This is a genomic window from Thioalkalivibrio sp. ALJ3, assembly GCF_000377205.1.
Lineage (GTDB): Bacteria > Pseudomonadota > Gammaproteobacteria > Ectothiorhodospirales > Ectothiorhodospiraceae > Thioalkalivibrio.
The window spans coordinates 68,842-92,819 of sequence record NZ_KB897906.1; the positions used below are offsets into that span (position 1 = coordinate 68,842).

28 protein-coding genes are annotated in these 23,978 nt (G+C 63.5%); 26 read left to right on the forward strand and 2 right to left on the reverse strand.

The genetic code is table 11. The features are described 5' to 3' along the window. From fliJ to C935_RS0104605, 25 genes are all read left to right on the forward strand, one after another. On the forward strand, nt 1-453 hold the full coding sequence (gene fliJ, locus C935_RS0104485; protein ID WP_018861318.1) for a flagellar export protein FliJ: 453 nt from the start codon (nt 1-3) through the stop codon (nt 451-453). Between the two features lie 64 nt (nt 454-517). Beyond that, complete coding sequence (locus C935_RS0104490; protein ID WP_026278636.1) at nt 518-1,597, forward strand: flagellar hook-length control protein FliK; 1,080 nt, start codon at nt 518-520, stop codon at nt 1,595-1,597. 282 nt (nt 1,598-1,879) lie between these two features. Then, nucleotides 1,880-2,389, forward strand: a complete 510-nt coding sequence (gene fliL, locus C935_RS0104495) for a flagellar basal body-associated protein FliL (RefSeq protein WP_018861320.1) — start codon at nt 1,880-1,882, stop codon at nt 2,387-2,389. 8 nt (nt 2,390-2,397) lie between these two features. Continuing rightward, nucleotides 2,398-3,372: a flagellar motor switch protein FliM gene (fliM, locus tag C935_RS0104500; protein ID WP_018861321.1), complete on the forward strand. Its 975-nt coding sequence runs from the start codon at nt 2,398-2,400 to the stop codon at nt 3,370-3,372. 12 nt (nt 3,373-3,384) lie between these two features. Then, nucleotides 3,385-3,996 (forward strand): flagellar motor switch protein FliN, encoded by a 612-nt coding sequence (fliN, locus tag C935_RS0104505; protein WP_018861322.1) that lies wholly within the window; start codon nt 3,385-3,387, stop codon nt 3,994-3,996. 3 nt (nt 3,997-3,999) lie between these two features. Continuing rightward, entirely contained in the window at nt 4,000-4,443 is a 444-nt protein-coding gene (gene fliO / locus C935_RS0104510; RefSeq protein WP_026278637.1) for a flagellar biosynthetic protein FliO, read from the forward strand. Next, the gene (fliP, locus tag C935_RS0104515; protein WP_018861324.1) at nt 4,443-5,210 is read left to right on the forward strand and encodes a flagellar type III secretion system pore protein FliP; all 768 of its coding nucleotides are present in this window, start codon (nt 4,443-4,445) and stop codon (nt 5,208-5,210) included. The genes fliO and fliP overlap by 1 nt, the downstream gene beginning before the upstream one ends. A gap of 9 nt (nt 5,211-5,219) precedes the next feature. Then, nucleotides 5,220-5,489 (forward strand): flagellar biosynthesis protein FliQ, encoded by a 270-nt coding sequence (fliQ, locus tag C935_RS0104520; RefSeq protein ID WP_018861325.1) that lies wholly within the window; start codon nt 5,220-5,222, stop codon nt 5,487-5,489. Nucleotides 5,490-5,507: 18 nt separating this feature from the next. After that, nucleotides 5,508-6,269 (forward strand): flagellar biosynthetic protein FliR, encoded by a 762-nt coding sequence (gene fliR / locus C935_RS0104525; RefSeq protein ID WP_018861326.1) that lies wholly within the window; start codon nt 5,508-5,510, stop codon nt 6,267-6,269. 1 nt (nt 6,270) lies between these two features. Next, nucleotides 6,271-7,422 carry a flagellar biosynthesis protein FlhB gene (gene flhB / locus C935_RS0104530; RefSeq protein WP_018861327.1) on the forward strand — a complete coding sequence of 384 codons (1,152 nt, stop codon included), beginning with the start codon at nt 6,271-6,273 and terminating at the stop codon, nt 7,420-7,422. Further along, entirely contained in the window at nt 7,422-9,533 is a 2,112-nt protein-coding gene (gene flhA, locus C935_RS0104535; protein WP_018861328.1) for a flagellar biosynthesis protein FlhA, read from the forward strand. Before flhB ends, flhA begins: the two co-directional genes overlap by 1 nt. Nucleotides 9,534-9,611: 78 nt before the next feature. Continuing rightward, a complete protein-coding gene (gene flhF / locus C935_RS0104540; RefSeq protein WP_026278639.1) occupies nt 9,612-10,856 on the forward strand; it encodes a flagellar biosynthesis protein FlhF in 1,245 nt (414 codons plus the stop codon). Next, the gene (locus C935_RS0104545) at nt 10,843-11,667 is read left to right on the forward strand and encodes a MinD/ParA family protein (protein ID WP_018861330.1); all 825 of its coding nucleotides are present in this window, start codon (nt 10,843-10,845) and stop codon (nt 11,665-11,667) included. Before flhF ends, C935_RS0104545 begins: the two co-directional genes overlap by 14 nt. Beyond that, entirely contained in the window at nt 11,664-12,425 is a 762-nt protein-coding gene (locus tag C935_RS0104550) for an RNA polymerase sigma factor FliA (protein ID WP_026278641.1), read from the forward strand. The genes C935_RS0104545 and C935_RS0104550 overlap by 4 nt, the downstream gene beginning before the upstream one ends. 57 nt (nt 12,426-12,482) lie before the next feature. Then, a complete protein-coding gene (cheY, locus tag C935_RS0104555) occupies nt 12,483-12,863 on the forward strand; it encodes a chemotaxis response regulator CheY (protein WP_026278642.1) in 381 nt (126 codons plus the stop codon). 101 nt (nt 12,864-12,964) lie between these two features. Then, nucleotides 12,965-13,741: a protein phosphatase CheZ gene (locus C935_RS0104560; protein WP_018861333.1), complete on the forward strand. Its 777-nt coding sequence runs from the start codon at nt 12,965-12,967 to the stop codon at nt 13,739-13,741. An 81-nt stretch (nt 13,742-13,822) separates the two neighbouring features. Beyond that, on the forward strand, nt 13,823-15,955 hold the full coding sequence (locus C935_RS0104565; protein WP_018861334.1) for a chemotaxis protein CheA: 2,133 nt from the start codon (nt 13,823-13,825) through the stop codon (nt 15,953-15,955). 2 nt (nt 15,956-15,957) lie between these two features. Then, entirely contained in the window at nt 15,958-17,064 is a 1,107-nt protein-coding gene (locus C935_RS0104570; protein ID WP_018861335.1) for a chemotaxis response regulator protein-glutamate methylesterase, read from the forward strand. After that, nucleotides 17,065-17,808: a flagellar motor protein gene (locus C935_RS0104575; protein WP_018861336.1), complete on the forward strand. Its 744-nt coding sequence runs from the start codon at nt 17,065-17,067 to the stop codon at nt 17,806-17,808. Nucleotides 17,809-17,815: 7 nt separating this feature from the next. After that, nucleotides 17,816-18,733 carry a flagellar motor protein MotD gene (motD, locus tag C935_RS0104580; RefSeq protein WP_018861337.1) on the forward strand — a complete coding sequence of 306 codons (918 nt, stop codon included), beginning with the start codon at nt 17,816-17,818 and terminating at the stop codon, nt 18,731-18,733. After that, on the forward strand, nt 18,730-19,530 hold the full coding sequence (locus tag C935_RS0104585) for a ParA family protein (protein WP_018861338.1): 801 nt from the start codon (nt 18,730-18,732) through the stop codon (nt 19,528-19,530). Before motD ends, C935_RS0104585 begins: the two co-directional genes overlap by 4 nt. After that, complete coding sequence (locus C935_RS0104590) at nt 19,527-20,246, forward strand: chemotaxis protein CheW (protein WP_018861339.1); 720 nt, start codon at nt 19,527-19,529, stop codon at nt 20,244-20,246. The genes C935_RS0104585 and C935_RS0104590 overlap by 4 nt, the downstream gene beginning before the upstream one ends. An 85-nt stretch (nt 20,247-20,331) precedes the next feature. Further along, nucleotides 20,332-20,790 (forward strand): chemotaxis protein CheW, encoded by a 459-nt coding sequence (locus C935_RS0104595; protein WP_018139245.1) that lies wholly within the window; start codon nt 20,332-20,334, stop codon nt 20,788-20,790. A 96-nt stretch (nt 20,791-20,886) separates the two neighbouring features. After that, nucleotides 20,887-21,111: a hypothetical protein gene (locus C935_RS0104600; protein WP_018861340.1), complete on the forward strand. Its 225-nt coding sequence runs from the start codon at nt 20,887-20,889 to the stop codon at nt 21,109-21,111. 94 nt (nt 21,112-21,205) lie between these two features. Further along, nucleotides 21,206-21,625, forward strand: coding sequence for a DUF2802 domain-containing protein (locus C935_RS0104605; protein WP_018861341.1), 420 nt, complete (start codon nt 21,206-21,208; stop codon nt 21,623-21,625). A gap of 17 nt (nt 21,626-21,642) precedes the next feature. On the opposite strand, the gene C935_RS0104610 is transcribed toward C935_RS0104605, so the two are convergent. Both C935_RS0104610 and C935_RS0104615 read right to left on the reverse strand, forming a co-directional pair. Beyond that, nucleotides 21,643-22,002, reverse strand: a complete 360-nt coding sequence (locus tag C935_RS0104610; protein WP_018861342.1) for an EscU/YscU/HrcU family type III secretion system export apparatus switch protein — start codon at nt 22,000-22,002, stop codon at nt 21,643-21,645. An 8-nt stretch (nt 22,003-22,010) separates the two neighbouring features. After that, nucleotides 22,011-23,249: a flagellar hook-length control protein FliK gene (locus tag C935_RS0104615; RefSeq protein WP_026278643.1), complete on the reverse strand. Its 1,239-nt coding sequence runs from the start codon at nt 23,247-23,249 to the stop codon at nt 22,011-22,013. Between the two features lie 224 nt (nt 23,250-23,473). Here C935_RS0104615 and C935_RS0104620 point away from each other — a divergent pair, with 224 nt between their 5' ends. Then, nucleotides 23,474-23,968: a low molecular weight protein-tyrosine-phosphatase gene (locus C935_RS0104620; RefSeq protein WP_018861344.1), complete on the forward strand. Its 495-nt coding sequence runs from the start codon at nt 23,474-23,476 to the stop codon at nt 23,966-23,968. The last annotated feature ends 10 nt before the right edge of the window (nt 23,969-23,978 follow it).

Below are 23,978 nucleotides of genomic sequence, written 5' to 3' on the forward strand. Positions count from 1 at the left end.
GTGGATTCGCGTCGGCTGCAACGCCTTTTGCGACTGCGACGCATTGAGGAGAGCGAGGCGACCCGCCAGCTGGGCGCCCGGTTGCAGCAACTGGACGCGGTGGAGACCCAGCGGACCCAACTGGAGGGCTATCAGCTGGAATACCTCCGCGCACCGTTGCCCGACGATACGAATCAACTCAAATGGCTTTCCGGGATGCGGGACAAGCTGCGGCACGCGCTGGAGCAACAGGACTTGCGTGCTCAGGCGGCTGGAGCTCAGGCCGAGCAGGCGCGGCAGGAGTGGCTCGAACGACATCGTGCCGTGATGTCCCTTGAGAAGCTCCTGGAACGGCGAATCGCCGAACAGGAACGGGAAGCCGACCGCCGACGCCAGCATGAGCAGGACATGTGGGCAACGCGCCAGGTGCATGCCCGTACTCAGGACACCAATGGCGACTGGCAAGGTTCTTGAATGGGAATGATCGGGAATGCCCAACGGGGCATGTGACTCGGGCGATGAATCAGAGGACCCAGGAATGATCGCAACAAATAGTTCCAGCCAGGGGATGATGCCTCTGCTTCAGCTTTTGGGAGGAGCTGGCGACCTCAAGGATCTTCATGCGCTTGAGGGTCTGGAAGGCCTTAAGGACCTCAAGACCGCCGACGGCAAAGGTTTCCTCGATATCCTCCGGCCCCAGCTTGAGGCGCTTCTTGCCGATCTTGGCGTGGGCGAGGATGAGCTCGAGGGGCTGGATCTGGAAGCGATGCTGGCGCGGCTTCAGGCCATGGTGGACGAGGAGAAACTTGCCGCCGCGGATAATCCGGGCGGCAAGGAATTGCCGCTGGCGGCCCTGATGAAGGCCGCTGATGATCGGGCCGGCATGGGCGGAAAGGGGACAGATGGACGTGAGGCTGGCGGCAGCGCCCGCGACATCAAGCCGCTGCCCGCTGCGGTTATGCGCCTGTTCCTCGAGTCCAGCCAGAATGGGACGGGCGCGGGCACTGACCTGCTCGGCTCGAACAGCCGGCTTTCACGCGAAAATGTGCTGGATCTGCTCGCGCAATGGATGGCCCAGGGGTCAGACCCGCATCGAGCTCAGGCACGTGCGGCCGAGCCTCTGGCCGGTATTCTGCCAGCGCATGCCCAGGCCGCGGAAGGCAGCGAAGGCACACGCAACCCGGTTCGCCTCGACCTCACACGCCTGCTGCAGCCCGGGGGTGAACGCGAACTGACCGATCAGATTCGCATGCTGGCGCGCGCGCAGGGTGGCCGCACCGAAATCAAGCTGCATCCGCCGCAACTGGGGACGCTGGATGTTCGCGTGAACGTGGATGGCGATCGCGCGACGGTTCAATTTATCAGCGCCAACCCGGTGACACGCGAAGTGCTGGAGGCCGCGATGCCTCGGTTGCGCGAGAGTCTTGCGCAAAGTGGCCTGACGCTTGAGGACGCCACGGTTTCGGATCAGGCGGACGAAGAGCGTGAGGGACAGCAGACGCTGGCGGACGGAACGATACTGCCTGAAGACGAAGCCGATGGGCTTGAGCCAGACGACGAGCAGGGTGCGGACAGCACGCTCTCGATCCTGAGTCGCCGGCTCGATCTGTTCGCTTGATGGTTCGACGGCCGGGGCTGCGAGGCCCTGGCCTTTGCCCGCAATCTCCCCGTATTGCCCCGCCAAGATCCCGTCTTCCACTCCGTGGTGGGCGGCTGAATCTTGACGATTCTCGACCTTGCCCCCCGTCTCGCATCCCCCGATGCCTTGATCGGGTTCCGTAACTTGCGGAAATAACGACTAAAATGGACATTGGCACTGGCTTTGCTACTGGTTCAGTCAATAGCCAGAGCGGTCCAGTGTGTTCAGTATGGTCGCAGGTACGAATGTCGAGGGCGGAAAATGGCGGATAAGGAAGTCGAACTGAGTGAAGAAGACACCGGGGACACCGAGGACACCGGAGGAAAGGGCAAGAAAGGACGCCTCCTGCTGGTGGTACTGCTGGTGCTGGTGTTCGTGGGAGCGGGGGGCGCTGCCGCGTGGTTCTTCCTGGCCGACAGCGGGGAGGCGGACGAAACGGCCGAAGACCGCCCCGCGCAGCGCCATTACCACGGTCTCGCGCCCATGACCGTGAACATCGAAGCGCCCGGGCGCATCCGTTACCTGCGGGTAGAGCTGAGCGTCGTGACGACCGACCCCGAGGTGGTCAGTGCGGTCGAACGGCATGCGCCGGCGATTCGCAATGATGTACTGGGTCTGCTCGCGGAAAAGCATTACGACGAACTCAATACCCGCAGGGGCAAGGAGTCTCTCGCCGACGAGTTGCGCGAGGTGATTGCGTCCATTCTCCAGCAGCGTGACGCCCCGCATGATGTCGAAGCGGTGCGTTTCAACGAACTGGTCATGCAGTAGGCACAACCATGGCGCAGACCGACATTCTCAGCCAGGACGAGATCGACGCCCTCCTGCATGGCGTCGATGACGGTGATATCGAGACCGAAGATCCGTTTCCGAATGACGGGCAGGCGCGGGAATTCAACTTCGCCACGCAGGATCGGATCGTCCGTGGGCGCATGCCCACGCTGGAGATGATCAACGAGCGCTTTGCGCGCCATCTACGGGTTCGACTGTTCAATCTGCTGCGCCGCTCCGCCGAGATCTCGGTGGTCGGGACACGCATCTCGAAGTTCTCGGAGTACATGCACTCCCTGTTTGTCCCCACCAGCCTGAACCTGGTGCGCGCGCATCCGTTGCACGGGACTGGTCTGTTCGTGTTTGACCCGAAGCTGGTGTTCATCCTGGTCGACAATTTCTTTGGCGGGGATGGTCGTTATTACACCCGCATCGAGGGCCGTGACTTCACGCCGATGGAGATGCGGGTGGTCCACGGAATCCTCGAAGGCGCATTCGAGGACATGGTGAAGGCCTGGCAGCCGGTCATGGATCTGCGTTTCGAGTTTCTGAACTCGGAGGTCAACCCGCAGTTCGCCAACATCGTGTCCCCGACCGAGATTGTGGTGATCAGCGAGTTTCACATCGAGCTCGATGGTGGTGGAGGCAATCTGCACTTCACCCTGCCGTATTCGATGATCGAGCCCATCCGTGAGCAGCTGGATACCGGGCTGCAATCGGACCGTTCGGATGTGGATCAGCGCTGGATGAAGGCGCTGGAAGAAGAAATTCAGGACGCGGAAGTCGAGGTGAGCTCGATCCTGACCGAGACCGAGGTAACCGTGCAGGAACTGCTCGACATTCAGCCGGGCGACATCATTCCGATCGACCTCCCTGAGGTTGTGACATTAAAAGTCGAAGACATCCCATTGTTTCGAGGGAAGTTTGGCGTATCCGATGGCCTGAATGCGATCCAGGTGACGGACCGCATCATCAAGCGATAGAGGGCTGCACCCATGGCAGACACCGACGACCACAAGAAAGACGACGAGAATCAGGCCTCCGAGGAGGAGGGCGATGTGACGACCGAGACGACCGAGCAAGCCGAGTCGAGTGAAGCCGAAGACGATCAGGACGCCCTGGCGGATGAGTGGGCCGCGGCGCTGGCCGAGCAGAAGGATACCGATGGCGAGCCGGCGGCTGATCCGGACGAGCTGCTGAACGAGGCTCAAGGCAGCAGCGGTGCAGGTGAGTCGGCCGATGCATTGATGGGCGCCGAGAAGAGGGAGCGCAGGCACAAGCCCGACCCCGATGCAGAACCCCTGAAACCGGAGGAGCTGGCGGCATCGGCGGGGATGTCGGCCGAGGACATCAACCTGCAGATGGTGCTGGATGTACCGGTCACCATCTCGATGGAGATCGGTCGCAGCCGGATTCCGATCCGCAATCTGCTGCAACTGAATCAGGGGTCGGTGGTGGAGCTGGACCGGCTCGCGGGGGAGCCGCTGGACGTGCTGGTCAATGGAACACTGATCGCGCATGGAGAGGTGGTCGTGGTCAATGAAAAATTCGGCATACGGCTGACCGACGTGATCAGCCCAAGTGAACGTATCCGAAAGCTCAAGTAACTGATGAAACAGCATTTTTCGCATTGGCTGGCAGTCTTTGGACTGGCCGGCACAGGGGGGCTCTGGCCTGCGCTCGCGCTTGCCGAGGAATCGGGAGGCGGGATTTCGGCTGCCGCTCACCTGACGCAAATGATTGGCGGCCTGGTCATTGTGATCATTGCCATCGTGGTTCTGGGCTGGATCCTGCGTCGTACACAGGGGGGCTTGAGCCGGGGTTCGCAGGCTATAGAACTGGTGGCCGTGCGCTCGGTGGGCACGCGCGAGCGCCTGATGCTGGTCCAGGTTGGGGAGGAGCAGGTGTTGATCGGTGTGGCGCCCTCCGGCATGCGGACCCTGCATACCATGCGCGAGCCGGTGGCTGTCGAAGAGGCCAGCACGGCAGACTTTTCCAGCGCACTTCGCCGGGCCGTCTCGGGACGGCGCGAGACGGGAGGGGAGCGGTCGTGATGGCGGGCGGGCTCAGGCACCTGCCACGCGCCTTTCTGGCGCTGGCGCTTTTGCTGCTCCCGGGCCTGGCCTGGGGCCAGTTTGGCGGTGAGGGGATCGAAGCGCTGACGGTGACTTCCGACGGCGACGGGGGCGAGACCTACTCCGTCACCCTGCAGATCCTGCTGCTGATGACGCTGCTGACGCTGTTGCCGGCGGCGCTGATCATGATGACGGCCTTTACCCGCATCCTCGTCGTGCTGGCGATCCTGCGCCAGGGGTTGGGGACGACGCAGACCCCGTCGAACCAGATTCTCATTGGCCTGGCGTTCTTTCTCACGCTGTTCGTGATGGCCCCGGTATTCGACGAGATCTACGAGACGGCGGTCGTCCCGTACATGAACGAGGAGATGGGGACCGAAGAGGTCCTGCAGGCGGGTGTGCAGCCGCTTCGCGAATTTATGCTCGCGCACACCCGCGAAAGTGACATCCGCATGTTTGCCGAGATCAACGGAATCGACGGCTTCGAGGACGCCGACGACATCCCGTTGCGCCTGCTGGTGCCGGCCTTCGTGACCAGCGAGCTGAAGACAGCCTTCCAGATCGGGTTCCTGATCCTGATTCCGTTTCTGATTATCGACCTGGTGGTGGCCTCGGTCCTGATGTCGATGGGTATGGTCATGCTGTCGCCGCTGATCATCTCGCTGCCCTTCAAGGTGATGCTTTTCGTTCTCGTCGATGGCTGGGCCCTGATGATGAACACGCTCGCCACCAGCTTTTTTGTCTAGGGAGAAACGATGACACCCGAAATGGTGGTCGATGTCGGGCGCGAGACGCTCACCGTGGTGGTCCTGCTGGCCGCGCCGCCGCTGCTGACGGCCCTGGCCGTGGGCCTGGCGATCGGGATGCTGCAGGCCGCGACGCAGATCCAGGAGATGACGCTGTCCTTCATCCCCAAGCTGCTGGCGATGTTCGCGGCCTTGCTGGTGGCCGGGCACTGGATGCTTGCGCTGATCATCGAATACACCGAGCGGCTATATGACGCCGCGCCGGGGATGGTGGGGTAGGCAGCCGTGAACCTCGCCATGGAGCAGATCCTCGTGTGGGTGGGAGCGGTCATGTGGCCGTTTGCCCGCATTGGGGCGATGCTCCTGGTGATGCCCATTTTTGGCGGTGATCAACTGACGGCGACCGTGCGCATCCTGTTTGCCCTGGTACTGGCGATCTTCGTGGCCATGCAGGGACCGGCACTTCCGGCGGTGGACCCGATCAGCATCGAGGGGGTGGTGGTCACAGTGCACCAGATCCTGATTGGGCTGGTGATGGGTTTCATCCTGCAGATGGTGTTCTCCGCGCTGACGCAGGCCGGCGAGGTGATCGCACTGTCGATGGGCCTTGGTTTTGCCTCGATTGTGGATCCGGCGCAGGGGGTTCAGGTGCCGGTGGTGTCCACGATCTTCGTAATCATGTCCACGCTGATTTTTCTGGCGATGAACGGGCACCTGATCGCGCTGGAGCTGCTGCTGACCAGCTTCGAGACGTTGCCGGTGGCGCCGTCGGGGCTGGACGCGGAGGCCCTGGCCTCTCTCCTGGCCTTTGGCAGCGCGATGTTCCAGGGCGCTGTTCTGGTCGCGATCCCGGCGGTTGCCTCGCTGTTGCTGGTCAACCTCTCGATGGGCGTGATCACGCGTGCCTCGCCGCAGCTGAACATCTTCGCGGTGGGTTTCCCGATGATGATCCTGATGGGCTTCATCCTGCTGCTGCTGACCATGCCCGGTCTGCCGGAGCGGCTCGGGGATCTGATGTTCGACGGTTTTGGCCTGATGCAAGCGATGCTGGGGTTCTAGAATGGCCGAGAACGAGAACGGACAAGAGAAAACCGAACAGCCGACTCCGAAACGCCTGCGCGAGGCGAAGGAGAAGGGTCAGGTCCCGCGTTCGCGGGAGCTGTCGACGTTCCTGGTGCTGATGGCGGCCGGTGGTTTCATGACGTTTTTCGGCCCGACGCTGGGCGGCCAGCTGGCCGAGCAGACGGCCGGGCGTTTCGATATAGAGCGCGAACTGGCCTACGACAGCTCGCTGTTACTGCCCTACCTGTCCGAGCAGATGTTTGCCACCTTGCGCACGCTGCTACCACTGTTTGGTGTGTTGATGGTGGCAGCCGTACTCGCGCCCTTCCTGATCGGCGGGGCAAACTTCTCGTGGCAGGCAGCCAAGCCAAAGGCCTCCAAGCTCAACCCGCTCAAGGGTCTCAAACGCATCTTCTCCTGGCAGGGCCTGATGGAGTTTGGCAAGACCTTTGCCAAGTTCGTGCTGGTGGCCGGCGTGGCCATATCGGTGCTGTGGACGTTCTCGGACCGACTCCTGATGCTGGGCTACGAGCCCCTGGAGCAGGCGATCGCCCACGCCGCGCAACTGGCGCTGGGCACCTTCGTGGCGGTCTCGGCCGCGCTGATCCTGGTCGCCGCGATCGATGCACCGTTCCAGATGTGGAATCACCAGAAACAGCTGCGCATGACGCGCCAGGAACTGAAGGACGAATACAAGGAGACCGACGGTAAACCCGAGGTCAAGCAGAAAATCCGTCAGTTGCAGCAGGAAATGGCTCAGCGTCGGATGATGGAGGAGGTGCCGAAGGCGGATGTGGTGATCACCAACCCGACCCGTTTCGCGGTGGCGATCGTGTACGAGGCCTCGCGAATGGCGGCCCCGAAGCTGGTGGCCAAGGGCGTAGACGAGGTTGCTGCCTCGATCCGGGCGGTCGCGGACGAACACAAGATCATTCGCGTCGAGGCACCCCGTGTGGCCCGAGCGATCTATTTCACCACGGACCTGAACCAGGAGATCCCGAACGGGCTGTTCGTCGCCGTCGCGCGCATCCTCGCCTACGTCTATCAGTTGAAGCGCTCGGATGCGGACGTCGCCATGCCGGATGATCTGCCGGTGCCGGATGACTATCTCGATCCGCAGCGGCAGCGCGGCCGTCGGAGGAACCGCTAATGGCCTTCTTCGACCGCTTGGGGACTGTCGGCAAATGGGGCCTGGGGGCGCCGATCCTGCTGATCGCGATGCTCTCGATGATGGTGCTGCCGCTGCCGCCCATCGCCCTGGATGTCCTGTTCACCTTCAACATCGCGCTGTCGCTGGTCGTGATCATGGTCGCGGTGTACACGCCACGGCCGCTGGAGTTCGCGGTGTTTCCCACGGTGCTGCTGGTCGCCACGTTGCTGCGTCTGGCGCTGAACGTGGCCTCCACGCGCGTCATCCTGCTGGAGGGCCACACCGGTACCGATGCAGCCGGTCAGGTGATCCAGGCCTTCGGCGATTTCGTCGTGGGCGGCAACTACACCGTGGGCCTGGTGGTGTTCGCGATCCTGATCATCATCAACTTCGTGGTGGTGACCAAGGGCGCGGGGCGCGTTTCCGAGGTCAGCGCCCGGTTCACCCTGGATTCCATGCCGGGCAAGCAGATGGCGATCGATGCCGATCTGAATGCCGGAATTCTGACTCAGGAAGAGGCGCGCAAACGCCGCGAGGACATTGCCAGCGAAGCCGACTTCTACGGCTCGATGGACGGTGCCTCGAAGTTTGTGCGCGGGGACGCCATCGCCGGGATCCTGATCCTGTTCGTCAATATCATCGGCGGCCTGACTATCGGTACGCTGCAGCACGGCATGTCGATGGGCGATGCCGCGACCAACTACGTGCTGCTGACCATCGGCGATGGACTGGTCGCGCAAATCCCGTCGCTGGTGCTGTCGTCGGCCACGGCCATCATCGTGACCCGCGTCTCCAGCACGCAGGACATGGGGCAACAGGTGTTCGGCCAGATGTTCTCCAACCCGCGCGTGCTGTACGTAGCCGGCGGCGTGATCGCTGTGCTGGGGTTGGTGCCGGGCATGCCCAATGCCGTGTTCCTGGGCCTGGCCTCGCTGGCCATCGGCTCGGCCTATCTGATGCAGCGGCGTGAGCGCGAACAGGCGTTGGAGGTGGAACGCGTGCCGGACGAGCCAGCCGAAACCAGCCCGGAAAACCGCGACCTGACCTGGGACGACGTCCCGCCGATTGATCTGGTTTCCCTGGAGGTGGGTTATCGGCTGATCCCGCTGGTGGATCGTACTCAGGACGGTCAGCTGATGGGGCGGATCAAGGGCGTTCGCCGCAAGCTTTCCCAGGAGCTCGGTTTCCTGCTGCAGCCGGTCCATATCCGCGACAACCTGGAGCTCACTCCGAATGCGTACCGGATCTCCCTGCTGGGTGTCACTGTGGCGGAGGCCGAGGTCTTCCCGGATCGCGAACTGGCGATCAACCCGGGCGAGGTGTTCGGCACTGTGCCGGGCACGCCGACCAAGGATCCGACCTTCAATCTCGACGCCCTGTGGATCGACCCGGCGGATCGCGATCAGGCCCAGGGGGCCGGCTACACCGTGGTGGACTGCGCCACCGTGATCGCCACGCATCTGTCTCAGGTGTTCCGCGAGAACGCGCATCGTCTGATTGGTCACGAAGAGGCGCAGCATCTGCTGGATCAGCTCGCGCGGCATTCGCCGAAACTGGTCGAGAACCTGGTGCCGAAGACGCTCTCGCTGTCGGTAATCCTGAAGGTCCTGCAGAACCTGCTGGCCGAGCAGGTATCGATCCGCGATCTGCGCACAATCGCCGAAACCCTGGCAGAGGAGGGAGTCAAGAGTCAGGATCCCGGCACTTTGACCGCGGCGGTCAGGGTGGCCCTGTCACGCTCGATCGTTCAGGACCTTGTGGGACCGGACGACGAGCTGCCTTTGATCGCGTTGGATCCATCGTTGGAACAGCTTTTGCATAAGTCTCTGCAGGGCAGTAACGGCGAGACGGTGGGACTGGAGCCGGGCCTGGCGGAGCGCCTGCAGCGTTCGGTCTCCGAGGCGGCACAGCGTCAGGAAGCCAGTGGCCAGCCGGCCATCCTGGTGGTGGCCCCGGAGATCCGTTCCTGGATTGCCGGATGGCTGCGGGGCGCCGTGCGCAATCTGGCAGTACTGGCCTTCACCGAGATCCCCGACAACCGGCGGATCCGTGTGGTGGCCACGGTCGGACAGGAAGATTCGGCCCGGCAGGCAGCACCTGCGAGCGCCTGAGGCAAACAGTAGCGAGCGGCTCCGCCAGGGCAAAACGGGAGAAGAGCGATGAATGTGAGACGGTACCGGGCACGCGACATGCGCGACGCGATGCGGCAGGTGCGCGAACAGCAGGGCGACGAGGCGGTTATCCTGTCGAGCCGGCGTGTGGATGGCTGGCTGGAGGTGGTCGCGGCGCTGGAAGATGGCGACGCAGGAGTCTCCGAACGCGAGCAGCAGGCCGCCGTGAATGCAGTCCATGCCCCGCGAGAGGCGCCGGCATCGGGGTCGCGTGCCCCGGCTGCTTCGGCCTGGCCGGCCGATCCGGAACTGGTCGCGATGCGCCAGGAGCTGCGAGACCTGCGCAGTCTTCTGACGCGTCAGCACAGCGACAATGAGGCCGCACAATGGGCGGCGCGGCATCCGCTTGCGGCGGAATGCAAGGCGCGCCTGATGGACCGGGGCTTCAGCGAATCACTGGCGCGCAGCCTCGCCGGGAGCATCCTCGACGACAGCACCGTGGAACAGGCGTGGGAGCGCCTGCGCGCCAGGCTCTCGGGGGCGATTGCCACCCGCCACCCGGATATCCTGGACGAGGGGGGTGTGCTGGCACTGGTGGGTCCTACGGGAGTGGGCAAGACCACCACACTCGCGCGCATCGCCCTGCGGCAAATCCGCCGCATGGGCGCGGATTCGGTTACGCTGGTCACACTGGATTCACAGCGTATTGGGGCGACCCGTCAATTGCAGGCCTTTGCGACTATGGCAGGGGTGTCGCTGCGGGTGTTGCAGGGCGTGCGCGAGTTGCGGGACATGACCGCGCGTTTGGATGATGGACATCTGGTCCTGGTCGACACCGCGGGTCAGGCGCCCTCGACGGTGGGAGACGAGTCGCTGTTCGCCGGCTGGCCGGGTCGCGTGCGTTGCGAGAGCTGGCTGGTCGTCTCCGCGACGACCCAGGCCGCGGCGCTGCGTCGGGTGCTGGATGCTTTTCGCAAGACGGAGCCGACGGCGCTCGTACTGACTAAACTGGATGAAGCCGAACAGTTGGGGGAGACGTTGTCGGTATTGCTCGATCAGCATCTGGGACTCACCTTTGTCAGTGATGGCCAGCGGATCGCGGAAGACTTCCATCGGGTCGAGACGGGTGATCTGACTCGGCGGGCGCTCGGCGAAGAGCGTCGGGCCGCGCGCGGAATGTCACGCGATGAACGATGGACCGACGAAACCCTTGCGGACTTTACCAGCGCGCCTCGCAGCGAGGCGGCAAGGCGCACCAGCCGGGATGCGGGTGTCCTGGAAATGATCCATCCGGTGGGAAAGGGACGTTATGCCACGCACTAATTCGCCGCTGAAGGTCATCGCGGTCGCCTCCGGCAAGGGCGGGGTTGGCAAGACCAACGTTTCGGTCAACCTGTCCGTCGCGCTCGCACGGCTGGGGCGCGAGGTGATGCTGTTCGATGCCGATCTGGGGCTGGCAAATGCCGACGTCTTGCTCGGACTGCGGCCCGAGCGAACCCTGCACGATCTGGTGACCGGACAAGTCGAGGATCTGCAGGACATCCTGATCGACGGTCCCGAGGGGATCAAGGTCATCCCTTCGGCCTCGGGGATTGCTTCGATGGCCAACCTTTCCGAAGTCGAGCACAACGGGTTGATCCACGCGTTCAGTGCCTATTCCAAACCGCTGGATGTACTCGTGGTCGACACCGCGGCCGGATTGCAGGAATCGGTCACGACCTTTTGCCGCGCGGTCCAGGAGACCCTGGTGGTGGTCTGTGACGAGCCTGCCTCGATTACCGATGCGTACGCCCTGATCAAGGTGCTGCACCGAGATCATGGCATTCGGCGCTTCCGTCTGGTTACGAACATGGTGCAGGATCGCGCTGGTGCCGAGCGATTGCTGCAGAAACTTGCAACCGTTTGTGGCAACTATCTGCCGGAAGTCATCCTGGACTTGGCCGGGTACATCCCGATGGACGAGAATCTGCGCAAGGCCGTGCAGAAGCGGGCACCAGTCGTGCAGCAGTATCCCGGTAGCCCCGCGGCCAAGGCCTTCACCGAACTCGCGCGCACCGTCGATCGCTGGCCCGTGGCGCGGGGCGTTGATGGCGGCGTCGGGTTTTTCGTCGAGCGAATGCTGCAGAGTGCATGATGTCGTCGCGTAATCGCCTCCCCGGATACGAGAGCGTGGCCGCAACCGGCCACGAGCAGCGCGTCGCGGAGCACATCGAGCTGGTGCATCGCATCGCACATCATCTGATGGCGCGACTGCCGGCTTCGGTGCAGGTGGACGATCTGATCCAGGCGGGGATGATCGGGTTGCTGGAGGCTGCACGGCAGTTCGAGGGCGGGCAGGGCGCAACCTTTGCCACCTATGCCGGTATTCGCATCCGCGGCGCGATGATCGACGAGTTGCGGCGCTGCGACTGGACGCCACGCTCCGTTCACCGGAACAGTCGCAAGATCGCCGAGGCCATTCAGGCGGTCGAGGCCCGGGAGGGGCGCGCGGCCCGCGGTAGCGAGGTCGCCGAGGTCCTCGAGGTGCCGATCGACGAGTACTACGCAATGCTGCAGGACCATGCGGGCGCACACTTGTTTGCACTGGATGATCTGGGCGGCACCGATGGCGATGCCGACCGGGTGGTTGAAGGGCAGGAGGCCTCGCCCGCGAGAGCGATGGAGGCGGGGGCTTTCCGCGAGGAGTTGGCCGCTGCGTTGGGGGATCTGCCCGAACGCGAGCGCCTGGTGCTCTCGCTTTATTACATTGAGGAGCTCAACTTACGCGAGATTGGCGCGGTTCTGGGTGTGACGGAGTCGCGCGTCAGCCAGATTCGCAGTCAGGCCGTGATCCGGCTGCGCGCTCGCATGGGATCCTGGCTCGAAGACGGTGAGGCTTTGCAGTTATTCTGACAGCCACGCCATTGGTACCCACAAAAATTTATCCCGGAGTGACCTGTGGACAAGGGAATGAAAATTCTCATCGTGGATGACTTCTCCACGATGCGGCGGATCATCAAGAACCTGTTGCGTGATCTCGGCTTCAACAATACGCAAGAGGCCGACGATGGCAGCACGGCACTGCCGATGCTCCAGAACGGTGACTTCGATTTTCTGATTACCGACTGGAACATGCCCAATATGCCGGGCATCGATCTGTTGCGGGCGGTGCGTGCGGACGACAAGCTGAAGACGATGCCGGTGCTGATGGTGACGGCGGAGGCCAAGCGTGATCAGATTGTCGAGGCGGCCGAGGCGGGTGTGAACGGCTACGTGGTGAAACCATTTACCGCGGAAACCCTCAGGGAAAAGATCGACAAAATATTCGAACGCATTGAATCCCAAGGGTAATTGGGGTCTTGAATGCGGTACCCGCGGTCCGCGCAGCGCCGTGGCCAAGGGGTAGATCCCGGTCAGCACGCCCGGGGTAGGGAGCGAGCAAGGGGCTTTGGATGACCAAACAAGAAAAATCGGTGGAGGAGCAGCAGCTTGCACGCGCACGCGAGCTTGTCCAGGTTCTGGAAGCAGGCGATGACGTTGCCGCCCGGGGGCTGATTCAGGATCTGGCGCGGCCATACGATCGCGAGCTGTTTGACGAGCTGGGCAAGCTGACCCGTGATCTCCACGAGGCCCTGCAAAGCTTCCGCGGTGATTCGCGACTGGTCGAGCTGACCCAGGCCGAGATCCCGGATGCGCGTGAACGCCTGAATTATGTGGTCACGATGACGGAAAAGGCCGCTCACGAGACGTTGACCGCTATCGAGACGAGCCTCCCGATCGCCGAGTCTTTCAGCCAGCAGGCGGGTGTGCTGACGGCCAAGTGGACGCGCTTTCGCAATCGCCAGCTCTCGGTGGACGAGTTCCGCGAGTTCGCCCGCGATCTCGATGAGTTCTTCGCCCAGGCGAACAACGACACCGAGGAACTGCGGCGCCTGTTGTCCGAGGTGCTGATGGCACAGAGCTACCAGGACATTACCGGTCAGGTGATTCGTCGGGTGATTCAGCTGGTGACGGATCTCGAGGAGAATCTGGTTTCGTTGATCCGGCTGTCGAGCGGGCGCATGGAGACGGTGGAGGCCGCCGAGAAGAAGATGGGGGGCGACCCGGAGCAGCGTGAAGCGGACCGGCGTGGACATGGCCCGGCAGTGCCGAAGACTCAAGATTCCGGCCAAGATGTCGTTCAAGGACAAGACGAGGTGGACGATCTGTTGTCCAGTCTGGGCTTCTAGGGGATGCCGATTCGATAATCGGCATCGCTTTCCCTGGACCCATCCCTTAAACGGCAAGCCTCACCGGAATGGAGAGACCGAATGGCCATCGACCCCAACGACGAAATCCTTCAGGACTTCCTGATTGAGGCCGGGGAACTGCTCGAAGGGCTCAACGAGCAGCTGATTGATCTGGAGCAGCATCCCGATGACCGGGATCTGCTCAACGCAGTATTTCGCAGCTTCCACACGATCAAGGGCGGCGCGGGCTTTCTCAGCCTGGATGCGCTGGTGACGGTCTGTCATCACGCGGAAGACGTCTTCAACCTGCTGCGCAATGGCGAGCGGCGTGTCGATAGCCACTTGATGGATACTATGCTTCGGGTGCTCGACACGCTGAACGTAATGTTCGGCGACCTGCGTTCCGGGGTGGAGCCTACTCCGGCCGAGGCGGATCTGGTCGAAGACCTGCGGAAGATGGCCAACAACGAGGACGTGGCTGGTGACTCCGAATCCGAGGCAGCCCCGACCGCAGATGTACCCCCTGAGCCTGAGCCGGCGCCCCCCGCCGAGGTGGAAGCCACCTCCACGGCCGCAGGTGACGATGCAGGCGATGATTCGGGGCTGGTGGGCGCGGATGACGAAATCACCGATGACGAGTTCGAAGCCCTGCTCGATACGCTGCATGGCGATGGCACCCCGCAGGCGGTCGAAGCGGCGAGCGGCTCCGGGGAGCCGACTGGCGCGGAATCCGGTGAGGGTGGGGCCACCGATGGTGGCGGAGACCTGATCTCGGACGACGAGTTCGAGAACTTGCTGGACGAACTGCAGGCGCGTGGGAATGGACCCCCCGCCAGTGCGTCGCCGGCATCTTCACCTGCAAAAGCCAGCGATGCCGAAGCCCCCGAAGAGTCGAGCGCGAAGCGCGAACCTGCCGACGATCCCAAACCGTCTTCAGTGCCGGAACCCGCCAAGGAGCCGGCCAAGCCGGCGGCTGCGGGCGGCTCCCGACAGGCTTCTCAGGGTGAGACCTCGGTGCGCGTGAATACCGAGCGACTGGACGAGATCATGAATCTGGTCGGCGAACTGGTGCTGGTCCGCAACCGCCTGAGCATGTTGCGCAGCCAGCATGTGGACGACGAGCTGGGCAAGGCCATCAGCTCGCTGGCGTTGGTGACCTCGGATCTTCAGACGTCGGTGATGAAGACCCGCATGCAGCCGGTCAACAAGGTCTTCAATCGTTTTCCGCGCGTGATCCGGGACTTGTCGCGCAGCCTCGGCAAGGAGATCGAACTGGAGATCTTTGGCGAGGACACCGACCTCGACAAGAATCTGGTGGAGGCTTTGTCGGATCCGCTGGTCCACCTGGTGCGCAACGCGGTGGACCACGGCATCGAAACCCCCGAAGTGCGCGAAAAGGCGGGCAAGCCGCGCAAGGGTACGGTCGTACTGGGTGCCGCACAGGAAGGCGATCACATCGCGCTGCTGATCAAGGACGACGGCGGCGGCATGGACCCGCAGGCCCTTCGGCGCAAGGTGGTAGAGAAGGGCCTGATGGAGCCGGTCATGGCAGAGCGAATGACCGATCGCGAGGCCTTCAACGTGATCTTCATGGCCGGTTTTTCCACCAAGACCGAGATCTCGGATGTTTCCGGGCGCGGGGTGGGGATGGACGTCGTCAAGACCAAGATCTCGCAGCTCAATGGCACCATCGAGATCGATTCGGAGATTGGCGTCGGGACCACGCTGCGGGTCAAGCTGCCACTGACTCTGGCGATTCTCCCTGCATTGATGGTCATCCTCGACGGGCGGCGATTCGCGATCCCGCTGGCGTCCGTCTCGGAGATCCTGGACCTGGATCTGACCAAGACCCATTACGTGGACGATCAGGAAGTCATTGTAGTGAGAAATCAAGCGCTTCCAATTCATTATCTCAAGCGTTGGTTGAAGCCCGGATTTATCCCCGAAGCGAAACCGGAATCGCATGTGGTCGTGGTGCATACCGCAGACCGCAAGGTGGGGCTGGTGGTCGATGATCTGGTGGGACAGGAAGAGGTGGTCATCAAGCCACTGGGGCAGAATCTGCAGGGCGTCAAGGGTTTGGCGGGTGCCACGATCACGGGTGACGGTGGGATCGCGCTGATCCTGGATGTCGCCGATCTGGTGGGCCTGCTGACGCACAAGCTCCCGTCGGCGGGCCGCACCCGGCGTCCCGCACAAACGGTCGAGGGCTAAGAATGCCAGTAAAGGTACTGGTGGTGGACGACTCCGGGTTCTTCCGCCGTCGCATCGCCGAGATTCTGGATTCCGACGCGGGTATTGAAGTCGTCGGCAGCGCGGAAAACGGCGAGGAGGCGATTCGCAAGGTCAAGGAACTGGATCCCGATGTCGTGACCATGGACATCGAGATGCCGGTAATGGATGGCATTACCGCTGTGCGCAGGATCATGGCGGAAAATCCCCGCCCGGTGTTGATGTTCTCGAGCCTGACGATCGAAGGTGCTCAGGCGACGCTGGATGCGCTGGAGGCCGGGGCGGTCGATTTTCTACCGAAGCGCTTCAGCGATATCGCGTCCGACGAAGACAGCGCCCGCATGTTGTTGCGCCGACGGGTGCGCAGCCTTTCGCGCAGCCGGGCCCGCTCGGCCAGCGAACCCGGAAGCGTGCGGCCGGCGGTGGAGGCTCGGCCGTCGGCGCGCCGCGAAGAGGCGGACCGCAAGGCCGCCGAGGTGCAGCGTCAGGCGCCGCCGGTCAGCCGCCCGGCGGTACCGTTGCGCCAGGTTCGCGCCGTGCTGATCGGGACGTCCACGGGGGGGCCGGTGGCTCTGCAGGAGGTCCTTAAAGGGCTACCCGCGAATTTTCCGCAGCCGATTTTGCTGGTCCAGCATATGCCTGCGAGCTTTACGCCCGCGTTTGCCGAACGCCTGGATGCAATGTGCCAGATCCGGGTCAAGCAGGCCGAGGACGGAGATGTGATGCGTCCGGGGGTCGCCCTGCTGGCTCCCGGGGGGATGCAAACCACCCTGGAGCGCGGTAGCCAAACCACGGTGCGGGTGAGCGAGAGCCCGTTGGGTACGATCTACAAGCCCAGCGTGGATGCCGCGTTCAGTTCGGCGGTGGAGGCTTTGCGTGGTCAGGTGTTGGCCGTGGTGCTGACCGGAATGGGTGCGGACGGTCGCGAGGGTGCGCGGGCACTGAAGGCCGCCGGTGCGCAGGTCTGGGCACAGGACGCCGCGACGTCGGTCGTGTATGGCATGCCCGCCGCAGTTGCAGAGGCTGGGCTGGTGGACCAGGTGTACCCGTTGCCGGAGGTTGGCCCGGCACTGGTGAAGGGGTTTTGCTAGATGGATATCCTGAGCCTCATCGGGGTCACCCTGGGGCTCGTCGCGGTGCTCGGGGGGAGCATCGCGAAAGGGAGTGGTCTGGGTGCACTCTGGAATGCGGCCGCGTTCGTGATCGTGGTGCTCGGGACGCTCGGGGCCACCCTGGTACAGGCCCGGATGGCGGTTTTCCTGCACGGGATGCGGATCCTGCCCTGGGCCTTCAAGCCTCCTCGGATCGACAACGAGGCGATGCTGGAACGCATCGTGGAATGGTCCAACGTGGCACGCAAGGAGGGGCTTCTCGGCCTTGAAACCCTGGCCGACGAAGAGAACGACGAGTTTGCCCGCAAGGGACTCCAGCTACTGGTTGATGGCTCCGAACCGCAGACGATCCGCCAGATTCTCGAGGCGGACCTGGACAATCGCGAGCACTTCGATACCCAGGGCGCCAAGGTATTCGAGAGCATGGGGGTCTACGCCCCGACGCTGGGTATTGTGGGCGCCGTGATGGGGTTGATGGCGGTCATGCAGAACCTCGCGGATCCGAGCAAGCTCGGGGCGGGGATTGCCGCGGCCTTTGTCGCCACCATCTACGGGATCGCTTCGGCGAATCTGCTGTTCCTTCCGGTGGCGAACAAGCTGAAGTCGATTATCCAGAAGCGCTCCCAGCATCAGCTGATGCTGATGGAAGGGCTGATCTCCATCGCCGAGGGGGAAAACCCGCGCAATATCGAAAGCAAGCTTAGCGGCTTCATCCGCGAGTGAGGTCGCAATGGCTCGGCGCAAACGCCACGAAGAAGCAGAGAACCATGAGGCCTGGGCGATTCCGTATGGCGACCTGGTCACGCTGCTGCTCGCGTTCTTTGTGGTGATGTACGCCATCTCCTCGGTGGATGACGGCAAGTATCGGGTGCTGTCGGAATCACTGGTCGATGCGTTCCGTGCCCCGGCCCAGACCGATCCGATTCAGGTCGGTGAACCCACCGTGTCACGCGATCATTCCCTTGACGAGATGCGCGCGCTGGTACCGATCGAGGTACAGCCCGGCATTATGGAGGAGGGTGTGGCACCCATCGACATGGCCTTCTCCGGTCTGCTCGACGACGCGGGCACGGATGACGAGCTTCAGGAATTCCTGGAGGCACTGGCCGATGTGGCGGACGAGCTGGAGATGGCGATGGCGCCACTGATCGAGGATGGCGATCTCCGTGTCAGTCGCGAGGCGTACTGGCTGGAAATCGAGATTACCAGCCGACTGCTGTTCGGGAGTGGCTCGGCCACACTGAATCCTGAGGCCCGGGCCTTGCTGGACGAGGTCGGGGCGATTCTCGCGCCTCGTGTCTCGCGAGTGCACGTCGAGGGCCATACGGACAATGTTCCAATCCAGACGGCGGTCTATCCTTCCAACTGGGAGCTCTCGTCGGGGCGTGCAGCGGCCGTGGTGAGCGTGTTCGAAGATGCGGGCATCGAACCGCAGAATCTGGTGGCCCTCGGTTACGGGGAACATCGGCCGGTAGCCAGCAACGACACGGAACAAGGGCGGGCGGAGAATCGGCGAGTGGCCATCGTGGTTCTCCCTGGTGCTCGGCCGCGCGAGGATGGCACGCAGGAGCCCGAGCAGCTGCGAGAGGACCTGCCTTTGTCGCTGCAGTCACCGACGATGGATGGAAACGGGGGGAGTTCCGAGTGAAAATCTGGGCGGTTGCCAACCAGAAAGGTGGGGTCGGCAAGACCACGACAACGGTGACCCTGAGTGGGTTGCTGTCTGGACCGGAACAGCGCGTTCTGATGGTCGACGTCGACCCGCATGGGTCGCTGACGGCCTATTTTGGGCATGACCCTGAAACGGCCACGCGCGGGGTGTACGAACTGTTCAGCCAGTGTGCGGAGGGCAAGCGCCCGGATCCGCGTGGATTGATCCGCGAGACCCGTTTCCCGGGTCTGGACCTGCTGACGGCCAGCACGGCACTGGCCACGCTCGATCGGCAACTGGGTACGCGCAGTGGCATGGGCCTGGTGCTGCGCCAGGCGCTGGAGCAGGTCGCAGACCAGTACGACTATGTGCTGATGGACTGCCCGCCCATGCTGGGAGTGTTGATGGTGAATGCACTGGCCGCCTGTGATGAGCTCCTGGTTCCGGTGCAGACGGAGTTTCTCGCGCTCAAGGGGCTCGAACGCATGATCAACACCTTGAAAATGGTTCAGAAATCGCGCAAGGCCGAGCTTCACTACCGGATTATTCCCACCCTGTTTGACCGGCGCACACGTGCCGCCCACGAGGCGCTCGCGGAGTTGCGGCGCCTCTACGGAGATGAGGTGTGGCCCGGCGTGATTCCGGTCGATACCAAATTCCGCGATGCATCGAGTGCGGGGCAGCCGCTTTGCTTCATGATCCCGGATGCCCGGGGCGTGCTGGCCTATTCGGACTTGCTGGAGGCGATTGGCGGGCGGCTGTCGGAGCCGCATGCCAGGAGGCAAAAGGGATGAACCGTTCCCGGGAAGACAATCTGGCACTGAAGGCGGAGCCCGAGGCGCTGAACGACTATTTCGGCAGCTTGCTGGACGAGCCCGCGCCGACGGCCCCGGCCCATCTTCTGCGAGCGGATATTCTGGAGCCTCGACCGGCTCCCACAGAGCCCGAACCCGCACTGGAAGTCGATGCGCCCACGACTGCGCAACCGGTGGCACCGCCCGCTCCGCCGCGTACGGTAATCGAGAGCGACGAGTATCCCCGCCCGTCCGATCGATTCTCGGCCTTGGTGCTGGAGGCCGGGAATCTGACCCTGTTGGCGCCGCTGGCCTCGCTGGGAGGTGTAGCCCCGCTGGCAGAGCTGGACGTTCGGCCTACACCCAACCATTCGGTCTGGTATCTGGGTCTGGCCGATACCAAGCAGGGCCGGGTACAGCTGATCGATCTGGCGGCGGTGGTGACGCCCGAAGATCGGGAATATGAGCCGGATACGGCCCGACACGTCGTGTTCCTGGCGGGTTCGCGCTTTGCGCTGGCTTGCCGCTCGATTCAGGGAACGCGCGTCATTGATCCGCAAAATCTGCGCTGGCGGAGTCACCGCAAACGGCTACCCTGGCTGGCCGGGGTGGAGCGCGAGCAGATGGCGACACTGCTGGATTTGGAGGCCCTGGATCGTACCCTGGACCAGGGCAATTGGGAGATGGGCTCAAGCCAGGGCGAGCGCGGCCGATAACGTATTCAGGAACTGAACACCGGGCCCGCAGCAAGGGCTCGCGAGCGACGAGGAAGACATGAGCAGCGCACAAGACGTAGAAGCCATGGCCAAGGCCGATACCGCCCCGTATGTGACGTTCAGTCTCGCGGAGGAAACCTACGCGATTGATGTCCTGCAGGTGCAGGAGGTACTGAAGGTTACGGAGATCGCGCCGGTTCCCGGTGTTCCGGACTATATCCTCGGCATCATCAATCTGCGTGGCAATGTCGTGACGGTGATTGATGCGCGCCGGCGCATGGGGCTCGAGGATCGCGAGCCGGACGAGGCTTCGCGCATCGTGATTATTGATGTGGACAATCAGAATGTCGGCATTCTGGTGGATTCCGTCTCGGAGGTCGTACGGATCTCACTGGATTCGGTCGAGCCCGCACCGGAGGTAGGCAACGACGACAGTTCCCGCTTCATACAGGGGGTGACCAGCACAGAGCAGGGGCTCACCATTCTGGTCGATCTGAACAAGCTGCTGTCCGACGAGGAATGGGCGCAGTTGCGGGAGCTGTAGGACACACAGACGAATCGGCGAACGGGAACCCCCACCCATTCGGGAGGACCAAACAAGCAGGTTCCCGAAAACGCGTCACTGGCGGGAGGTGGGATCATGGTGGATGAGCTGCAGCCGGACCGCTCGGTTCGGCCGATCAAACCCTCGACCACGACCAATCCCACTGTGCGTCCGGTTCATACGACCGTGCCGGGCCGGACCCTCAGTGACGACCATGATCGTGACCCGTTGCTGCGCCCGGCTGTCAAGCCCGCGCAACAGCGTTCCCCGCGTGACTCCGGCAAGCGCCCCCGCAAGGGGCTGATTGACGATTACGCCTGATCGGCGTCGCGCCAACAGGGGCCGAGCTGCCCGGCTGGTGTGCGAGGCCGTTTCACGCGACAATCGCCACTGATTCGTTTGGAGTGCATCGCCGATGGGGGAAGGCATACTGGTGTGGATCGTCGCGGCAATCGCCTTGGTGGCGAGCGTCGTTGCGGTGCTGGCCGTCTCCCTGGTGCTGACCCTGCGCCGCCAGCTTGCAGCCTTGCGTCAGGACTATCAGCGTCAGGCCACGTCGGTGATGGCGCTGCAAGGTGCAATGAAGGTTATCTCCCAAGGGGTGGTCAACCACAGTCAGGCGCAGTCCGCCGTACAGCGCGCACTGGAACGACTCAATGACCAGCAAAGCGAGTTGCGCGCGCGGGATGCCGATGACGGTGCCTACCAACAGGCGATCGAACTCATCCGGCAGGGGCGCGAGCGGGAAGAGGTGCGCCGGATGTGCGGCCTGACCACCACCGAGCTGGACCTCCTGTACAGCTTGCACGCCCCGGGTTCCGCCAACCGTCGCTGATTTCCGGTTGCCAGCCCTTATTCATCCGGGCTGGAGTCATCGTGACGGTACCCCCGGTCGCGATCCTCGGGCGTGATGCCGGCCAGAATGAACACGAATGCCAGAACTTCGGCTACCGCGATATAGAGGCTTTCCGGGATTTCATCACCAAGGGGTACCTGCGCAAGTGCCTCGCTCAGTCCGGGGTCCTGATGCAGCGGGATCCCGTGCTCCTCGGCAATACGCAGGATCTGTTCGGCCGTTACCCCGCTGCCGCTGGCCGTGATCCGTGGTGCCCGTTGCCTGTCCCATTCCAGCGCAACCGCGCGCGGCGGGCGCGGATCTCGCGGCTCGACGGTTGGTTCCTCGTGGTGGTAGGGGCCTCGGCGCTTGCTCATGTGTTCACTCAGGCCCGTTCGTCCAGAAGGCCTTCCCGGAGCGTAACGCTCGCGGGGTCTCGCGGCTCCACCCGAGCTTCGCGCACCGACACGGATCCGATGTGCAGTTCGCGCCCGATCAGGCGCTGCCGCAGTTCCGGAGTCCCGGAATGCAGGCGTTCGGCGGTTTCCGGCCGTTCGGCCGTGAAATGCACGGAAACGCGACCATCCCTCAGCGCAATGGCGACGCGGGTCGGCCCCAGGGCCTGCAGGTCGAGGTCCAGCACGAGTGTCCATCCTTCCGGACGTTCCGGGGGACGTCCTTCTTCACGCTGTAATTGACCGGCCAGCGCATGTATCCCCTGCGGGCTGCGAAAGGGGAGTTCGAAAAACCACCGAGGGTGGCCTTCATCGTCACCCTGCACGCTGGGTTGCAGGGAGTGTATTTGCAGCGTCGTGATGCGCTTCAGCATTCCTTCGATCAGCCCTGTTAATGGCCCGAGAGGTAGTAGTGCTGCCGTGCCTGGCGGGGGAGGGGGCGGGGTGCTGGTCTGCGCCGGAGAGGGGATGCGCGTTTCGCCTGCCTGGCGCAGATGTTCGGCCACTCGCAGTAACTGGGCCTTGAGATCCTGGGAGGGTGTACCGGAGGTGTTAGAGCGTGCCCCCTGCGCCAGCATGGCTTCCAGCCACAGCCCGGACTGCTGAATGTGCCGGTTGACCCCTTCCGGGGTAACAAGGCGCACGGCAGGCGGTGTCAGTTCGAGCAGGCGGTTCATGGCCGGCAGGATCTGGCCTTCGCTCGCTGCGGGCTGCACACCAGAGGACGGGACGGCGGCCAGTGTGGCCTGGAGCGTCTGCATGCCAGTGGCGAGCCCGCGTGCCCCGGGAATCTGGTGGCGCAGCTCGCGCAAAAGCCACTGTGTTGGGTCCTGTGGACCAGTTGCCGGTTGACCCGCAGTCGCCTGGCCGGCCCCCTGGCTTGTGGCAGGCGCCGTCGCCGAGGTCCCGCTCGGAAGGGCCGATGCGGGCAGGGGCATCAGGCGTACCTCAAGGCGTGGTTCCGTTCGAACCACCTCGGCCAGAGCCACGTGCGGCCCGGCCTGGCTGCCCGGGAGCAAGGCGCTGGGCAGCGGTGTTGCCAGTTGCGCGTTGAATGCGGGCGCACGGGCCTCACCGGAAGGCGCTATCGGACGCAGTTGTACACTGCGTTCGGCGAGTTGGCCGACGATCTGGACCTGAAGGCGGGTGCCGGTTTCCAGCGCCGGCATCCCGCCCTGACGCGAGCCTGCGCGCTCGACGCCTGTCGTGGGCAATCCGGTCGGGCGGGGGCCGGTAAAGTCGGGCATCGGGTCTCCGGGTGCGGTTTCGGAACGTACCTGCGGTCATAGTGGCATGGTTTCAGCATCGCATACCGCGCCGGTCGCGCCTATACGCGTGGCCAGAGGCGTGGCTTTGCTATGCTGTGCGTTCACTTTGCGAACATGAAGAAGGCATGCAAAAGATTCGAGTGCTGATGGTTTGTCTGGGCAATATCTGTCGGTCGCCCATGGCTCACGGTGTCTTCCAGGCACGTGTCCGCGCGCATGGTCTGGAGTCGGCCATCGAGGTGGATTCGGCTGGTACCGCCGGGTATCACGTTGGGGCGCGACCGGACCCGCGTGCACGCGAGGAGGCCCGCCGTCGAGGCTACGATCTAGACCCGTTGCGTGCGCGGCAGCTGGAGGCAGAGGACTTCGGGACGTTCGATTACATCCTGACCATGGACGAGGCCAACTATCGCAATGCCCAGCAGATCCAGCCGGATGGCGCCCGTGCGCGGCTGCACCGTTTCCTGGAGTTCGCCCAGGACCAGCCGGAACGCGAGGTACCGGACCCGTACTATGGCGGGCCGGATGGCTTCGTGCATGTGATGGATCTGGTCGAGGCCGCCAGCGATGGCTTGCTGGACCATATATGCCGGGAACACGCGCTGGAGCGCGTATCCTGAGGAACCCGGT

What these genes read in the sequence shown, in the direction of transcription:
- flhF (WP_026278639.1), top strand. Translation starts at nt 9,612, where the DNA reads ATGCGCGACGCGATGCGGCAGGTGCGCGAACAGCAGGGCGACGAGGCG.
- C935_RS0104605 (WP_018861341.1), top strand. Translation starts at nt 21,206, where the DNA reads ATGGGGGAAGGCATACTGGTGTGGATCGTCGCGGCAATCGCCTTGGTG.
- C935_RS0104590 (WP_018861339.1), top strand. Translation starts at nt 19,527, where the DNA reads ATGAACCGTTCCCGGGAAGACAATCTGGCACTGAAGGCGGAGCCCGAG.
- flhB (WP_018861327.1), top strand. Translation starts at nt 6,271, where the DNA reads ATGGCCGAGAACGAGAACGGACAAGAGAAAACCGAACAGCCGACTCCG.
- fliO (WP_026278637.1), top strand. Translation starts at nt 4,000, where the DNA reads ATGAAACAGCATTTTTCGCATTGGCTGGCAGTCTTTGGACTGGCCGGC.
- flhA (WP_018861328.1), top strand. Translation starts at nt 7,422, where the DNA reads ATGGCCTTCTTCGACCGCTTGGGGACTGTCGGCAAATGGGGCCTGGGG.
- cheY (WP_026278642.1), top strand. Translation starts at nt 12,483, where the DNA reads ATGAAAATTCTCATCGTGGATGACTTCTCCACGATGCGGCGGATCATC.
- C935_RS0104620 (WP_018861344.1), top strand. Translation starts at nt 23,474, where the DNA reads ATGCAAAAGATTCGAGTGCTGATGGTTTGTCTGGGCAATATCTGTCGG.
- C935_RS0104550 (WP_026278641.1), top strand. Translation starts at nt 11,664, where the DNA reads ATGATGTCGTCGCGTAATCGCCTCCCCGGATACGAGAGCGTGGCCGCA.
- fliQ (WP_018861325.1), top strand. Translation starts at nt 5,220, where the DNA reads ATGACACCCGAAATGGTGGTCGATGTCGGGCGCGAGACGCTCACCGTG.
- C935_RS0104560 (WP_018861333.1), top strand. Translation starts at nt 12,965, where the DNA reads ATGACCAAACAAGAAAAATCGGTGGAGGAGCAGCAGCTTGCACGCGCA.
- fliP (WP_018861324.1), top strand. Translation starts at nt 4,443, where the DNA reads ATGGCGGGCGGGCTCAGGCACCTGCCACGCGCCTTTCTGGCGCTGGCG.
- C935_RS0104565 (WP_018861334.1), top strand. Translation starts at nt 13,823, where the DNA reads ATGGCCATCGACCCCAACGACGAAATCCTTCAGGACTTCCTGATTGAG.
- C935_RS0104595 (WP_018139245.1), top strand. Translation starts at nt 20,332, where the DNA reads ATGGCCAAGGCCGATACCGCCCCGTATGTGACGTTCAGTCTCGCGGAG.
- fliN (WP_018861322.1), top strand. Translation starts at nt 3,385, where the DNA reads ATGGCAGACACCGACGACCACAAGAAAGACGACGAGAATCAGGCCTCC.
- C935_RS0104575 (WP_018861336.1), top strand. Translation starts at nt 17,065, where the DNA reads ATGGATATCCTGAGCCTCATCGGGGTCACCCTGGGGCTCGTCGCGGTG.
- motD (WP_018861337.1), top strand. Translation starts at nt 17,816, where the DNA reads ATGGCTCGGCGCAAACGCCACGAAGAAGCAGAGAACCATGAGGCCTGG.
- fliM (WP_018861321.1), top strand. Translation starts at nt 2,398, where the DNA reads ATGGCGCAGACCGACATTCTCAGCCAGGACGAGATCGACGCCCTCCTG.
- C935_RS0104545 (WP_018861330.1), top strand. Translation starts at nt 10,843, where the DNA reads ATGCCACGCACTAATTCGCCGCTGAAGGTCATCGCGGTCGCCTCCGGC.
- C935_RS0104600 (WP_018861340.1), top strand. Translation starts at nt 20,887, where the DNA reads ATGGTGGATGAGCTGCAGCCGGACCGCTCGGTTCGGCCGATCAAACCC.
- C935_RS0104610 (WP_018861342.1), bottom strand. Translation starts at nt 22,002, where the DNA reads ATGAGCAAGCGCCGAGGCCCCTACCACCACGAGGAACCAACCGTCGAG.
- C935_RS0104615 (WP_026278643.1), bottom strand. Translation starts at nt 23,249, where the DNA reads ATGCCGGCGCTGGAAACCGGCACCCGCCTTCAGGTCCAGATCGTCGGC.
- fliL (WP_018861320.1), top strand. Translation starts at nt 1,880, where the DNA reads ATGGCGGATAAGGAAGTCGAACTGAGTGAAGAAGACACCGGGGACACC.
- C935_RS0104490 (WP_026278636.1), top strand. Translation starts at nt 518, where the DNA reads ATGATCGCAACAAATAGTTCCAGCCAGGGGATGATGCCTCTGCTTCAG.
- fliR (WP_018861326.1), top strand. Translation starts at nt 5,508, where the DNA reads ATGGAGCAGATCCTCGTGTGGGTGGGAGCGGTCATGTGGCCGTTTGCC.
- C935_RS0104570 (WP_018861335.1), top strand. Translation starts at nt 15,958, where the DNA reads ATGCCAGTAAAGGTACTGGTGGTGGACGACTCCGGGTTCTTCCGCCGT.